Here is a 14434-nt window from a genome sequence, read left to right as displayed (position 1 = left end):
GGGCATGGATGACACGACCTTGGTATCCCGCTTCCTCCGCGACGGCTTCGTGAAGTTGGAGGGCGCCGTCGCACCGCGCGTGGCCGCGGACTGCGCGCGGCTGCTGTGGCGGGAGACAGGCTGTGACCCGGACGACCCGTCGACGTGGACGCAGCCCGTGCACTGGGTGCCCGGCATGGGACAGGGACCGTTCGCAGCCGCACCCAATTCCCCCTCGCTGCACCGCGCGTACGACTTGCTCGTCGGTGCGGGTCGCTGGGAGCCCCGCTACTCGCTGGGCACGTTTCCGCTGCGCTTCCCGCACGAGGAGGAGCCGGACGACGCGGGCTGGCATATCGAGGGGAGCTATCTTCCAGAGGGCGAGAGCTGGTACTTCACCAATCTGCGCTCCCGAGGCCGGGCGCTGCTGATGCTGTTCCTGTTCAGCGAGGTCGGTGAACGAGACGCCCCGACCCGGATCCGGGTCGGATCACACCTCGACGTGCCGAAGGTGCTGGAGAAATACGGGGAGGAAGGGGCGAGCGGGCTCACCCTCGCCCCCGATCTGGTGGCCGCCTCCGACCACCGGCCACTGGCCCATGCCACCGGGTCACCCGGCGACGTCTTCCTGTGCCATCCGTTCTTGGTGCACGCGGCGCAGCCACACCATGGGGTACGGCCACGGTTCATGGCTCAGCCGCCTCTGGTGCCGACCGCACTGTACGAACTGGAACGGGCCGACGGCGCGTACTCACCCGTGGAGATCGCGATCCGCCGAGGTCTGGGACAGGAGACCCCCGGCCCAGACGGAGACTGCGCGGACCGGTGAACGTGGTCCCGCCGCGATCCTGTGCGTCCTCGACCACAACGACGAGCGCAGCCGCCCTGAACCGAGGTGAAGCACTCGTAGCAGAACCTCTGGACGAGTAGTTTCGATGCCGCACCGTATGGAGCAGGGTTTTCTCCGGTCGTGGGGTGCTGCGGTTGTCCCAAGCTCTCCGAGCAGGGGGTGCCCCCACTCGCCGCACGCCCGAATCACCCAAGTACCCCATGCTCCAGGCAGCGGCCACAGCCGTCAGCCCGAGCACGCGGCCTCTCGACGCGAGCGACACACGACGTCTCCGGGTATGGCTCACTACGGCTGTCGTCCTGACTTCCGAACCTTCCCTGCAACTGCCTCACGACACACGTCAGGGTGGGCACCTCCCGTGCGTGCCCACCCTGATCTGTTTGTTCTCTGCCGAGTCCTACTCGAAGTTGGCTCGCGCCCGCTTGTCGCCGGCCTGGTAGGCAGTACCGGCGTCGCGCACCTTGCGAGAGATCTCAGACAGGGCGGTGTGGATCCCCGTGGCGTCGCGGTCCCAGCCGGCCTGTGCCGCGTCGTACGCCGTCTTGGCCTCGCCGACCCAGAGCTCGGAGACGTTGGCGATCATGCGCTTGATCGACGCGAGGTCTTCCTGAAGCTGCCTGCTCTGCCGGTCGATGTCCCCGGCAGCCTGCTCCAGGCTCGAGTAAGTGACAACCATCGTGCCGTCGTTGGTCGACATACGGTCCTCCAGTTCAATCTAGTTCGATGTGGTGGCCCGTACTCGGTACGGGGGTACAGCAAGCTTCAGAGGGAGTTGATGGCCGAGGTCTTGGCCTCTGAGCCGGTCGAGTGGCCGTCGACAACGTCCACGCCCTGGAGGGCCTGCCTGATCTCGTCTTCGGTGTTGCCCGAAATGGTGCGCGCCGCCTTGATGGCTTCCTGGAAATTGACCAGCCGGGTGGCGATGCCGCTCATCCTGACGTTGATGTCAGCCTGCTTTACGTTGAAGGCGTTGGCGCCGATGCCCTTCCAGGCACCTTCCAGGCTGTCGATCGTCGCCTGCAGCGTCTTCAGCTGGCCCCTCACGGAGTCGAATCGCCTGCTGAGTTCACCCTCGAGCTTGAGGAGCATCTCATCTGAAAGCTTCTGATCTGCCATAGTTCTGGCTTCCTTCCTGGTGCTCTTGTTCGGTCCGGCTTCCCGCCGGGGTGCGTGTGAGGAACTGCGGTCGGTCAGGCGCTGCGGCGCTTGCGAACGAGCGCGAAAGCGCCGCCGCCGAGCACGAGGACTACTGCCACTCCGCCGAGGATCAGGCCCAGTTGGCTGTCGTCGTTCTTCTCCGTGCTGGAGCCTGCCATGGCGGCGTCCTCAGCCTCGTCCTTCTTCTCGGGCTGTGACGAACCTGATGCGGATGCGGCAGGCGAGGCCGTGGAGCCGGACGTCTTTTCCTTGGTGAGAGGGCTGATGTCCGGGGCGCCGGGGGCTCCCTTGCCCTTCAGAATGTTCATGGAGGGACGAATCAGACCGTGGCCGAGGTACTTGCTGAGTGTGCCCTTTTTCCAGTCCCGGCTGGCGGTGTCAAAAAGTACGTTGAGGACCTGGTTCGCGGTCCAGTCAGGGTGGGCGGACCAGACCAGGGCTGCGGAGGCGGATGCGATCGCGGTCGCAGCGCTTGTTCCGCCGTCGCCGTCACAGTAATCCTGGAACGTATCGTCACACCAGTAGGGAATGTCGTTACCGGGAGCTGCAATATCCACCGTGCTCCCGTTCTGGGAGTACTCTGCTACCTTTCCTTCGCGATCAGCCGAAGAGACTCCGACGACCTCGGGATATGCAGCGGGATAACTCTCCGGGTTACCTTCCTTGGCCCCATTGCCCACAGCAGCAAAGAAGAGCTTCCCTTTGCTCTGAGCATATTTTACCGCTTCGAGCTCCTCATCCAGTTTGAATTCGTTACCGAACGACATGCTGATGATCTTGGCATCACTGTCAGCCGCGGCCCGAATCGCGTCCGTGGTGTCGAGGGAATTTACGCGCTCCTCTGTCTCCCAGTCAGCGTCAGCAACTCTCATTGGAATAATCTTTGCCCCTGGAGCCAGCCCTTTCAGGCCTCCGCCCTTGCCCGTGCCAGCAATTAGCTCGGCCATGGTCGTGCCGTGACCCTCGTAATCATCGGTCTCATCGCCCTTGGCGCCCGTGGCATCAAGCCCCTTGAGGACCTGCCCTTTCAGGGATGCCGTAGACGAGTTGACACCGGTATCGATGACAGCAACCTTGATGCCTTCACCCGTGGTCGTCTTCCACATCTCCTCAGCCTGCATCGCGCTGAGGTACCACTGCTTCGACTGCACATCTACGGCCAGGGCGGGGGGAGCGGCCCCCGCAAACCCCACACTCCAGGCGGCAGCCACAGTCAACGTGCCGAGCAAGCGCCCTCTCCATCCGAGAGGCATGCCGTGCTTCCGGGTCTGGCTCATTCCTGCTGTCATCCTGACTTCCGAACCTTCCCAGTACCTACTCGATCACCGGCGGTGCGGATTCACGCCTGCCCGCCTCCCACGTCTCTCTGTCTTCGGTCAGGTAGTCCGGGCGCGGGGTGCCATCGTCTTGGTCCTCGTCGCCGGAACCCTTCCGACCCGCAGGGCCACGCACAAGGCCCGCGCCCCCGGCAGTAAAGCCTTTCGCGCCTGCACCAGATCCTGCGGCGCCTCCACGGGGCGTGCCAACAACTCCCTTGGTGCTGGGCGTACCTCGCCCAACAGGTCGCGACGCATTGCCCGTTCCGCTGGCTCCGAGGACACCCCGCTGGCCGACGCCGCCGACAGGGCCACCTGTCCTGGCCGCTCCTCCGGCTCCGATGACCGTGCCGCGCGGGACGCCACGAGTGCCCCCGGACGCCCCCGCTCCGGGAGCGGCGCGCTGAGGAGTTCCACCGACGATGCCACCTCGGCCTGCACGCGGGGCGGTGGCTCCAGGCACACCTGTCCGGCCTGTTGCCGCGGGCCTGCCGCCGGTGACACCGGACCGACCGGCCGTGGGTGTCTGCGGTCCTCCACGTCCTGCGGTCCCGGAGGCCGAGCCCTGGCTCATAGGCCCAGGGCGCCCCACCGAGGGCCCAGAAGCGCGACTATTTACCTCCGGGCCGCCACCCGTGCGGGTACCGCCTCCTGCCTGGCTAACCGCTCTGGGCGCGCCAGTCGCTGTCTGGGGTGCTCGCGAGGTACCCGTCACGGGGTTCACGAAGCTCGTCGCCATGGGAGGGGTCTGGCCTCCCCCAGTGACGGCAGGGCCGGTCGTCGATTGCGGAGATGGCGTGCCCTGCGCGGTCACTGGGGCCGACGGAGTTGCGACGCTATTGATCTCTGTCGATGTGGCCGTGTCTGGGACGGGCGTCACCGCGACGGGCATCTCAACGGCGCGACCGCTTGCCGCAGAGCCCTGGCTGCCAGCCCCGATGTGTTCCGTCACTCCACCGGAACCTCCGCTGCCTGACGAGGCGGGGCTTTCAGACGACGAGGAGTCCGGCTCGCCTGGTCGGAACCCATCGCCCTGCGGCCGAGGCATAGCAACATTAAGTTTCTTGTCAAAACGCGGCGGCTCCTGCGAAGCCAGCGTCTCCCCCGCCACCGCGTAGTACGAAGCCAGCCGGTTGGCCTGGTTGATGGCCTCCTGGCGGTCCTTCTCGACCTTCAGCGCCGCCGCGTACTCCGGGTTGGACTCGATCCGTGCCGGGGACTCGATGTCCTCGGGGGACTTGCGGATGAAACGGCTGTCGCGAGGAGGGAGGGAGTTGCGCACCGAGGCGAGGCCCGTGCCCGCGACCGTGATCTGCGTGCCGGCCGCCTGGGCGAATTCGCCCAGCTTCTCGGCATGGGCGACCAAGCCCTTGCCCCAGTCCCGGAAGGCGACTCCGGACTCGCCCTCCCAGTCGACCTCAGCAATGAAGTCGCCCAGCTCTTTCGCCGCGTCGCTGATCGCGGTCCGTGCCTTCAGCAACGCCTCACCGGCCTCCTCGAGGTGCTCCGGGTTGGAGTTCTCGATCAGGTCGATCATCACGTTGAGGTCCACGCCCTCGAAGGACGTCCGACCCGAGGCGCCGGGGCTCCCGAAGCCGAATGCCTCCATCACTCCCTGCATCTGACGGGTCACGTCCGTGACGATCAGCTGCCCTTGGACGCGCTCCGTGTCCTGCTTCTGCTGCTCTGCGGGGGTGAGCTCCGTCTCGGAACCCGGTCCCGGCTTCTTCGGTTCGCTCATTCGGCTGCCCATCCCCCGTCACTCTGCTTGTCGGCGTTCTGCTCAGGCTTGCCGTGCTTCTCCGCCCGCGCCTTCTCGCTTTCCGCGTCCAGACGCATCTGGATCTCGTAGAACCGCCGCCGCGTGTCGTCGTCCACGTTGTCGAAGCCCACCGCCGCCGCGTGCACACCGAGGCTCAGGTACTCGATCTGGTCGCCCAGCGACTTCGAGAGCGTGACGAGTGCGTCGTGGACGCGGTTGTACTGGGTGTAGAGGCCGTCCGCCTCCGCGAAGCTTGTGTTCCCGCCGCTCAAGGCGTTACGCGACACCGTCTGTGCCGCGACCTTCGACTTGCCGGCCGGTGAGCTCTCGAGGTCCGCCAGCAACGCGTTGACTCTCTTCTGGAACTTCTCCAGGGCGCCTACCCCGCGCCGGAGATCTCCCTTTCCTTTGCTCACGTTGCTGCCCTTCCCCGTTTCCCCGTTTGCTCAGTCCGTTTCGCGTTGCTATCGCACCCGCGCGAACAGCACTGACCCCATAACATCACTCTAGCCAATGGCACTGACAGGACCAACTGTCTTGTCCATCACGTAACTTCCCGGCCTCATGCACCGCCCGGTCGCCCCGGCCGTCGCTGTCTGTCGCGTACGGCCACCGCTGCACCGGCGATGGAGGCCACCAGTACGCCCCCGCCCACCACGACGTAGGTCGCCAGCCTGGAGTTGCGTTCCTCGGCGCTTTCGCCCAGGTGGACGACGGCCGGGGACGGGGCTTCGCCCTTGCTCACACCTTCGTGTGCCACCGGTTTCTCGATGGGCTTGTCATCCTCGGTCAGCGCGCGCACCGGGTCGACGACGCCCCAGCCGACCAGGTGGTCCTTGCCCGCGATCGAGCGCTCCGCCGTCTGCTCGATCTGGGCGACGATTTGCTCCTGCGTCCAGTCCTTGTGCTTGGCCTTGATGAGGGCCGCGACCCCGGCGACGTACGGGGCCGAGAAGCTGGTGCCGTTGTCGGAGCAGTGGCCCCCGCCGGGGACCGTCGAGACGATGTCCACGCCGGGTGCCGAGACGCCCACGTCGCCGGACTGCGAGAAGGCGGCGCGTTCGTTGTTGCGGTCCGAGGCACCCACGGACAGGACGCCCTCGTACGAGGCCGGGTAGGTCTTCTTGATGTTGCCGCCCAGCCCGTCGTTGCCGGCCGAGGCGACGACCACGATCTCCTTGGCCAGGGCGGCGTTCACCGCCTGCTCCAGAAGGGGCGTGGGCTTCACCGCGTCAGCGGTGTCCTGGGAGATGTTGATGACGTCCGCCCGGCCCTGCCCGACCGCGTAGTTGATGGCGTCCGCCAGCGTCTCCGCCGTGCCGTGCCCCTCGGCGTCGTTCTGCTGGATCGGGATAATCGTCGCGTCGGGAGCGAGGCCGGTGAAGCCGGTGCCCTTCGCCTCTCGCGCGGCGATGATGCCGGCGACCTTGGTGCCGTGCCCGACCACGTCGGTGGTGCCGTTCTCCTTGCCGCGCTCGATCTTGTTGCCGCTCTCGTCCTTGAGGTTCTTAGGCAGGTAGTTGCGGCCGCTCCCGGCGTCCACCGCCTTCGTGAGCTGCGGGTTCTTGATGTCGACACCGGTGTCGATGACCGCCACGCGTACGCCCTTGCCGGTGGACTGCTCCCACAGTTCGTCCATCAGCACGCGTTGGAGTGCCCAGGGCCGGCCCGTGTACATCTTCGATTCCGGGCCGAAGGTGCACTGGGTGGAGTCGTCCGCGGCTGCGGGCAGCACCGGCAGCGACACGAGGAGGACTGCCGTGGCGGCCGCGGTTGTCAGCAGCCGCCGCCGGTATGAAGAGTCCGTGGTCACGTGGTCGCTCCTCACGAACCCTGCGGCTGACGGGCCGCGCCCGTCGACAGGCGGGGGCCGGTCGGCAGGAAGGTGGACCAGGCGGCGGGAATGGGCGCGGGCTCGACGTCCTTGTACCCGAGATGGTTCTGCGCCTGCTGCGCCTCCTGCTGGCTGTTCTCCTTCTCCTCCTCGGTGCCGGACTCACCGATGCCCGAGTCGCCCTGCACGCTGTCGCCGTTGTACTGCATGGCATAGCGCAGCCCGGTGTCGGTCACGAGGAAGAGAGGACCGGAGTCGGGGCTGGACCCCTTGAACTGCCGGAAGAGCTGCCCCGTTCCGGGGGTGGCGTAGGCACTGCTGGAGCCGGTGGGGAGGGTGGCGGGGAAGGCCGTGCCCGCCCAGGTGCTGAGCGTGCTGGTGCCGTCCTTGTCCGAGACACCGCGCAGGACGTTGCACACGGTGTTGCGGCTTCCGCTGTCCGTGCTCGCGGAGTTGACGGGCGTCGGCTTGCTCGTGGGCCAGTTCTTCTCCTGCCCGAACGCCTCACCGGGCTCGAACGCTCCGGCGCTGACGTTCTTCGCCTGGCCATCCTGGCCGAGGCCGACCAGGGCGCGGCTGCTGAGCAGGAGCTTGGCGACGAAGTCGGAGACCGGGGCGACCCTGCCCGGCAGGACCACGTACTGCTGGGTTCCGGTGCCGGAGGTCGCCGCGAGGATCATGCCCACCTTGTTGTCCTCGGCCTGGAGGATCCCCGGAACGCCCGCGTCGGTACCGGGAGTTCCCTCGATGGCCGGAATGGCGACAGCGTCTCCCTTGTGCAGGGTGTCCAGCCAGTCGGCTGACACCCGCTGGGGGTCACGGTCGGGGCCGACCAGGGTACGCAGCAGCAGTTCGTCGTTGTTCACCGCGTACGCGGTGCCGGTGGCGTCCACGATGTAGCGGGCCTTGTCCGGCCCCGGGCCCTCGACGTACATGAGTTCGCCGCCCCGCAGCTTGCCCGTGCCCTCGGTCTTGTTCTGCTCGCGCTCCGCGAAGACGAACGCCGCCTTCTGTATGGCCCTGCCGCCCTCGCCGGGCCGCTCGCAGACCGCCCAGCGCTTGGTGGAGCCGGCTTCCTTCGGGTCGGGCAGGCGGTCCGGGGCGTAGGGGATACCGAGGGTCGCCCCGTGCGGGATCTTGCCGTTGTCGAGGACCGATTCGTCGACGTTGATGACCTTGCCCTTGTCCGGGGCGAGGAGGAGCTTCGCGCTGGACATGTTCAGGACGGGGTGGAGCTGCGTCTTGCCGTCGGTCTTCAACACCACGTAGCGGGTGGTGGATTTGCTGGCGATGATGACGTTCTCGTACGGGGTGTCCCACTTCTGGGGCGCCACGGGCTTGAACATCCCCCAGGCGCCGAACACCGCCAGGACGACCACGCCGACGATCGCCCCGGGCACGACCGCGCGGAGAGGGCGCGGCGCACCCTCCTCCGAGCCCGACGGGTGGGGCTGCAGGAACTGTGCGACCAACCTCCGCTTCGCGAAGGTGTAGGCATTGAGTTCGTCCCGCCGTGATGCCATGTGCGCGCTGCCCCTTCTCCCCAGTGGGCGACCAGGTTCCCACACCCGCCGTGGACCGCTGCCGCCGACCGGGACCCCTACTATGCCTGTTGGCACTTGGCATTCACCGCTCAGGTAGGGTGATCGCCCGATCAACGCCCGTGAAAAAAACGGTGAATACGGACACGAGGGGGCAACGCGGCGATGGCTGCAGCGACGGGCGAGCGCACGAGGCGGTCCAGCCGGCGAACGCCCGCCCCTTCCCGGCGGCAACGCAGCAACGGACCGGACGGATCGGCTCCCCGTCGGTCGGGGGACACCCCCGCTGCGACCACTCTCCACTCGATCTCCAGGACCGGCCGCGTCGGTCCCGCGCTGCGGCAGCTGGTGCTCGTCGAAGCCGCCCTGGCGGTCGCCGTGGTGGGCGCCGCGCTCGGCGGTGCCTGGATGATCCCGGCCGGTGTGATCGCCGCTCTGCTGATCCTGCTCGCGGTGGTACGCCGCCGGGGCCGGGCCGTGCAGGACTGGCTGTCGACCGTGTCGTCCCTCCGCCGTCGCAGGCGGACCGCCACGGCGTCCCCCGCCGAGACGGAGCCGCAGCTGGCGCCGGTGGCGGAGAACGTGCCGGGGTTCGCTCCCTACATCTATGTGGACGGCGCCCGCCGCACGGTGGGCATGGTCGGGGACGGGACGTTCCTGACCGCCGTCGTACGGGTCGAGGCGAGCGGTGAGTCGCTCCGTCAGGCCATGGGCGCCCGGGCGCTCCCGCTCTCCCTCCTGGGCGACGCGCTCGAGGTGGACGACATCGTGCTGGAGTCCGCGCAGCTGGTGCAGCAGGTACGGCCCGCTCCGGCACCGCATCTGCCGGAGCGGTCGGTGGCCAGGCTGTCGTACGCGCCCCTCCAGGACCGGACCGGGGCGCCCGCGCTGCGGATGACCTGGGTGGCGGTGAAGCTGGATCCGGAGCTGTGCCGGGAGGCCGTGGAGGCGCGCGGTGGCGGGCTCGGAGGCGCTCAGCGCTGCCTGGTGCGGGTCGCGGACCATGTGGCGAGCCGGATCACCGGCGCGGGGTTCCGGGCCTCGGTGCTGGACCAGGACGAGCTGAACTCCGCCGTGGCCACGTCCGCGTGTGCAAATCCCATCCTGTCGGCGCGCGCCGGGCGTCCGGATGCCGCGCCGCAGCGACGGACGACGGAGACCACGCGGGTCTGGCGCTGCGACGACCGCTGGCACACCACCTACGCCGTGGACCGCTGGCCCGAGCTCGGCCGGGGAGCGACTCCGCTGCCACGGCTCGTGGCGCTGCTGACCTCGGTGCCCGCGTACGCGACGACGTTCAGCCTGACGGTGCGCCGCGGGGCGCACCAGGGGCACATGTCCGTGCGCGGCCACGTACGGATCACCGGTGGCTCCGACACCGAACTGGTCGGGGTACGAAGGACTTTGGAGCAAGCCGCCCGGCACGCGGAGGTCGGTCTCGTACGGCTGGACCGCGAGCAGCTGCCGGGTGTCCTGGCCACGCTCCCGCTGGGAGGCGCGCAGTGACGAAGCACATCGCTCCGAGGCGGGGGCTCCTGGGGCCGCGCCATGCCGGTCACACCCTGGCCGCGGACCATCTGGGCGCGCTGTCGTTGCCGGTGGGGGACGACGGCGTGATCATCGGGGACGACGCCGAGGGGCGCCCGCAGATGATCGGGTTCCACCGGCCGGCGCCGTACGACGTCCTGCTGATCGGCGGTCTGTGGACCGCGCAGGTCCTGGCGCTGCGCGCGGCCGGTACGGGTGCGCGGGTGGCGGTCGAGACGGGCCGCACCCAGGCGTGGACCACGCTGGCGCAGGCCGCGGGTGCCGGTCTCGAGTGCGTCTCGCTCCATGACGTGGGGCGGGTCCCGCCGACCGGCGCGACCGTCGGCAGCCCTGTGGTGGTGGTGCGCGACTGCGGAATGCGTCCGCCCCGCGGCCGGGTGGTGTCCTCGCCGTGGCAGTCGGTGCTGACGCTGCTGCCCTATCTGAGCCCCGTGGCGCCCCGGTTGATGCGGGCGGCGACCCTCGTGGGTGTGCAGCGGGTCTCACCGGAAGAGGCACAGCAGATCGGCCGGATCCTGGGGCTCGCACGGGCCGAGAGCGAGGCGCTGCCCACCCTGGCGGACGGTGTCACCCTCTGGGTGGCGGGCCGTGAGCGCCACTGGGTGATGACCAGCGCGACGGACGTGGAGACCGGATTGCTGGGCACCGCTCGCAGGATGGACTGAATCCGTCCCGTTCGCGCCCCGGACCGGTCGCTTTTCAGGATCATGGGGGAACGAGACAGTTCGACCGAAGGGACGTGGGCATGGGCACCCAGCAGGAAAAGGACGAGCTCTACGCTCTCGACATCTCGGATGTGGAGTGGCTGAGCGCACCCGGTACCGAGAACGTCGAGGAACGGGTGGAGATCGCCCACCTCCCGGGCGGCGCGGTAGCGATGCGGTCGTCCCTGGACCCGGGAACCGTACTGCGCTATACGGAGGCCGAGTGGCGCGCGTTCGTGCTGGGCGCCCGGGACGGCGAGTTCGACCTCAAGTAGGTGACCGCACGGTGAGGGGGCGGTGGTCGGGGACCGCCGCCCCCTCGCCGTGTCCGGCCCGCCCGTCCGGCCCTGTCCGGCCCCGCGCCCTCCTCGTCCGGCCCCGCGACTTCGCTGCGTCCGGCCCCGCGACTTCGCTGTATCCGGCCCCGCACCGGTGCGCGGAACATGGCCCGTTCCTCCGTGTTCTGTCACGCTCGCTCCGTACGGGAGCCGTACGTGACCCACGGGACAGCGGTCGCGAGTGATACGGCCTGCCGTAGTGCGCCCCATGGCGATTAGGGTGGGTGGGGGCGCGGCAGAGGAACCTGCGGGCAGGCACTGCGCGTCGCAAGGGGGAGAGCCGGGCGGACCGGACATAACGGGAACGGTCGCCCCCACCCACCACGGCACAAGGGTGCTCGACCACACCAGGAGGCAAAGTGAACGGCGATCGGGACGAGATCAGCGGGGGATGGAACACGCCCGTCGACGAGTCGTCCGACGCGGATCCCGCCGAGATGACGGGTGAGTTCACCATCGACTACACCCCGCCCGCCTGGTACACGCAGAACGCGCCGGGTGACTCCTCGGGAGGGGCGGGGTCGCACCTGGCGCCGCCTCCGCCGCCGCAGGGGGCACCGCTGTCCGTACCGGGGCTGCCCGCTTCCGGCGGCTTCGAGCCCGGCTGGCCGCCGGTTCCGGCCCCGCCGTCCGAGGCGTCGTCGGCCGCCTCGTCCGAGCCGCCGTCACCTTCCTACGAGCCCGCTCCCCCGGCGTCGGCCACCCCGGCGGCGGGCTCCGAGGAGCCCGACGCCGGGAGCGGTACGGACGGCGCCTTCGGTGGCGGTGATGTGGAGAGCGGCGCCACCATGCGGTTCTCGCCCGCCGCTCTGAAGCAGGAGATCGCCGAGCGCGAAGCGGCCAGGGCCGAGGCGAAGGCCGGGTCCACGGACTCGGGTTCCGCCGAGCCCGCGCCTCCTGCCGCCCCGTCCGAGCCCGAAGGCGCGGAGCCGGCCGGTCCGGTGGGCGAGAAGGAATCCGCAGGATCCGGGGAATCCGAGGAAGACGCCGCGGAGACGGGTGCCCCGGAGCCGCAGGCATCGCAGACCTCCGTACGGGAAGCCGACGGCGAGCCCGGGACGGGCGAGGAGCGGGCCGGCGGGCGGGCCGACGAGCCGGCGGACTCCGTGACGGATGCCGGCCCCCAGGACACACCGCCGGCCGGTACACCGTCGGACGGCACAGCGCCCGGGGGCGTGTCCCCCGCCGACGCGCCGTCCACGGACGCGTCCACCGATGCGCCTCAGGGCACCGTGGCGCCGAACGCGCCGAACGCGCCGGCCCCGTGGACGCCCGCGCCGCCCGCGCAGGGCGCCCTCCCGCCGCTGCCGCCCGCCTTCCAGCCGGCCGCACCGCAGCCGAGCGCGCCTCAGCCCGCGCCGCAGTGGCCCGCACAGCAGCCGCCCGCTCCGCCCGCCCGTGCGGCGGGTGGCTACGGCTTCCCGCAGGCCCCCACGCCGCCACCGCCCGCGCAGCCGTCCCCGCCGGCTCCCCAGCAGCCGGTTCAGCCCGACGCGCCCGCGCCGCAGGGCGGTTACGGCTTCCCGCAGGCACCGCAGCAGGGCGGTTACGGGTTCCCCCAGGCACCGCAGCAGCAGTATCCCGCCCAGGGCGCGCCCCAACTGCCCCCGGGCGCGCAGCCCCAGGGCGGCTACGGCTTCCCGGCTCCGCAGGCCGGCCAGCAGCCCCCGCAGTTCCCCGCGCAGGGTGCTCCGCTCCCCCCGCAGTCCCCTCAGCAGCCCGGGCAGGGCACGCCGAACCTGCCTGCACAGCAGCAGCAGCAGCCCGAGGCCTATCAGCCCCAGCCGCCCACGCCCCAGGCCCCGCCGGTCGACCCGCGCACCGGCGCCGCCTGGCCGACGCCGGTCACGCATGACCAGCGCGAGCGCTCCGTGCCGGGCGCCCCGCTCGGCTACACGGCCGCGGTGGAGCTGTCGTCGGACCGGCTGGTCCGGGGCAAGCAGAAGGCCAAGAGCAGCCGCACGCCGTCCGCCGCCTCCCGCTTCAAGCTGGGCGGGAAGAAGGAGGAGATCGAGCGGCAGCGCAAGCTGGAGCTGATCCGCACGCCGGTGCTGTCGTGCTACCGGATCGCGGTCATCAGCCTCAAGGGCGGGGTGGGCAAGACCACGACGACCACCGCGCTCGGCTCGACCCTGGCCACCGAGCGGCAGGACAAGATCCTCGCCATCGACGCCAACCCGGACGCCGGCACGCTCGGGCGACGGGTGCGCCGGGAGACCGGGGCGACGATCCGCGACCTGGTCCAGGCGATCCCGTACCTCAACTCGTACATGGACATCCGCCGTTTCACCTCGCAGGCCCCCTCCGGCCTGGAGATCCTCGCCAACGACGTGGACCCGGCGGTCTCCACGACCTTCAACGACGAGGACTACCGCCGGGCGATCGACGTCCTGGGCAAGCAGTACCCGATCATCCTCACCGACTCGGGCACCGGCCTGCTCTACAGCGCGATGCGCGGCGTGCTGGACCTCGCCGACCAGCTGATCATCATCTCGACGCCGTCAGTCGACGGCGCCTCGAGCGCGTCCACCACGCTGGACTGGCTGTCGGCGCACGGCTACGCGGAACTCGTGCAGCGCTCCCTGACGGTCATCTCCGGGGTCCGCGAGACCGGAAAGATGATCAAGGTCGACGATATCGTGCAGCACTTCGAGACGCGCTGCCGCGGTGTCGTGGTCGTACCGTTCGACGAACACCTGTCGGCGGGGGCGGAAGTGGACCTCGACATGATGCGGCCGAAGACCCGGGAGGCCTACTTCAACCTCTCCGCGCTCGTCGCCGAGGACTTCCAGCGCGCGCAGCAGCAGCAGGGGCTGTGGACGGCCGACGGCAGCGCTCCGCCGCCGCAGTTCGCCCCGCCCATGCCCGGGCAGCAGGCGCCCGGTCAGCAGCCGTACGCCCCCCAGCCCGGTCAGCCGTACCCGGGGCAGCAGCCGTACCCCGGACAGCCGTACCCGGGGCAGCCGCAGCAGCCGTATCCGCCCCAGCAGCCGTACGGGGGACAGCAGCCGTACGGAGGGCAGCAGCCTCCGCCCCAGCAGGCCGCCGTACCGCAGCAGCCGTACCCGCCGCACGCCGGCCCGGGCGCGCAGAACAACGGCTGGCAGCAGTCGCCGCCCCCGCAGGCGCAGCGCGGCGCGGGGCAGGCCGGACCGCCCCCGCCGCCCGCGCAACACGATGGCCAGGCACATCAGTCCGGACAGCCCGAACTGCAAGGCCCCGTTCCGCCCGCGGGCTGGCAGCAGCACCCCCCGCAGCCGCCGCCGGCCCCTCAGCAGTAAGGCAGTAGAGGTCTAAACCAATGAGGGCCCACACCGTTCACACGGTGCGGGCCCTCATCGCATTCCCGCAGACCACACACGGTTTGGCGGACCGTTGACGCGACTCGACCGCCGCTGATAAAC

The 14434-nt window shown here is 69.8% G+C and carries 11 protein-coding genes; 5 read left to right on the top strand and 6 right to left on the bottom strand.

Features of this window, described 5'->3' with window-relative positions:
• The first annotated feature begins 4 nt into the window (after window positions 1-4).
• On the top strand, window positions 5-808 hold the full coding sequence (locus tag ACIP63_RS14350) for a phytanoyl-CoA dioxygenase family protein (RefSeq protein ID WP_401514949.1): 804 nt from the start codon (window positions 5-7) through the stop codon (window positions 806-808).
• A gap of 418 nt (window positions 809-1226) precedes the next feature.
• On the opposite strand, the gene ACIP63_RS14345 is transcribed toward ACIP63_RS14350, so the two are convergent.
• The 6 genes from ACIP63_RS14345 to eccB all read right to left on the bottom strand — a co-directional run bounded on the left by ACIP63_RS14345 (window position 1227) and on the right by eccB (window position 8422).
• Window positions 1227-1526 carry a WXG100 family type VII secretion target gene (locus ACIP63_RS14345; protein WP_362937856.1) on the bottom strand — a complete coding sequence of 100 codons (300 nt, stop codon included), beginning with the start codon at window positions 1524-1526 and terminating at the stop codon, window positions 1227-1229.
• A 65-nt stretch (window positions 1527-1591) separates the two neighbouring features.
• Window positions 1592-1945: a WXG100 family type VII secretion target gene (locus tag ACIP63_RS14340; protein WP_104789510.1), complete on the bottom strand. Its 354-nt coding sequence runs from the start codon at window positions 1943-1945 to the stop codon at window positions 1592-1594.
• A 74-nt stretch (window positions 1946-2019) separates the two neighbouring features.
• The gene (locus ACIP63_RS14335) at window positions 2020-3276 is read right to left on the bottom strand and encodes a S8 family serine peptidase (RefSeq protein WP_401514945.1); all 1257 of its coding nucleotides are present in this window, start codon (window positions 3274-3276) and stop codon (window positions 2020-2022) included.
• Window positions 3277-5040: 1764 nt separating this feature from the next.
• Complete coding sequence (locus ACIP63_RS14330) at window positions 5041-5481, bottom strand: hypothetical protein (RefSeq protein ID WP_401514942.1); 441 nt, start codon at window positions 5479-5481, stop codon at window positions 5041-5043.
• A 146-nt stretch (window positions 5482-5627) separates the two neighbouring features.
• A complete protein-coding gene (gene mycP / locus ACIP63_RS14325; protein ID WP_401514939.1) occupies window positions 5628-6878 on the bottom strand; it encodes a type VII secretion-associated serine protease mycosin in 1251 nt (416 codons plus the stop codon).
• An 11-nt stretch (window positions 6879-6889) separates the two neighbouring features.
• Window positions 6890-8422, bottom strand: coding sequence for a type VII secretion protein EccB (gene eccB / locus ACIP63_RS14320; protein WP_401514936.1), 1533 nt, complete (start codon window positions 8420-8422; stop codon window positions 6890-6892).
• Between the two features lie 183 nt (window positions 8423-8605).
• On the opposite strand from eccB, the gene eccE reads away from it, so the two are divergent.
• The 4 genes from eccE (at window position 8606) to ACIP63_RS14300 (ending at window position 14311) form a co-directional block, all read left to right on the top strand.
• The gene (gene eccE, locus ACIP63_RS14315) at window positions 8606-9946 is read left to right on the top strand and encodes a type VII secretion protein EccE (protein ID WP_401514933.1); all 1341 of its coding nucleotides are present in this window, start codon (window positions 8606-8608) and stop codon (window positions 9944-9946) included.
• Window positions 9943-10653: a hypothetical protein gene (locus tag ACIP63_RS14310; RefSeq protein ID WP_401514930.1), complete on the top strand. Its 711-nt coding sequence runs from the start codon at window positions 9943-9945 to the stop codon at window positions 10651-10653. Before eccE ends, ACIP63_RS14310 begins: the two co-directional genes overlap by 4 nt.
• 80 nt (window positions 10654-10733) lie before the next feature.
• Window positions 10734-10967: a DUF397 domain-containing protein gene (locus ACIP63_RS14305; protein ID WP_104791893.1), complete on the top strand. Its 234-nt coding sequence runs from the start codon at window positions 10734-10736 to the stop codon at window positions 10965-10967.
• Window positions 10968-11389: 422 nt separating this feature from the next.
• On the top strand, window positions 11390-14311 hold the full coding sequence (locus ACIP63_RS14300; protein WP_401514927.1) for an SCO5717 family growth-regulating ATPase: 2922 nt from the start codon (window positions 11390-11392) through the stop codon (window positions 14309-14311).
• Window positions 14312-14434 lie beyond the last annotated feature (123 nt).

Origin of the sequence: Streptomyces sp. NPDC088746, from assembly GCF_044751065.1 — a bacterium.
Lineage (GTDB): Bacteria > Actinomycetota > Actinomycetes > Streptomycetales > Streptomycetaceae > Streptomyces.
The sequence above is the reverse complement of the archived record's forward strand: the minus strand, read 5'-3'. Positions and strand labels throughout refer to the sequence as shown.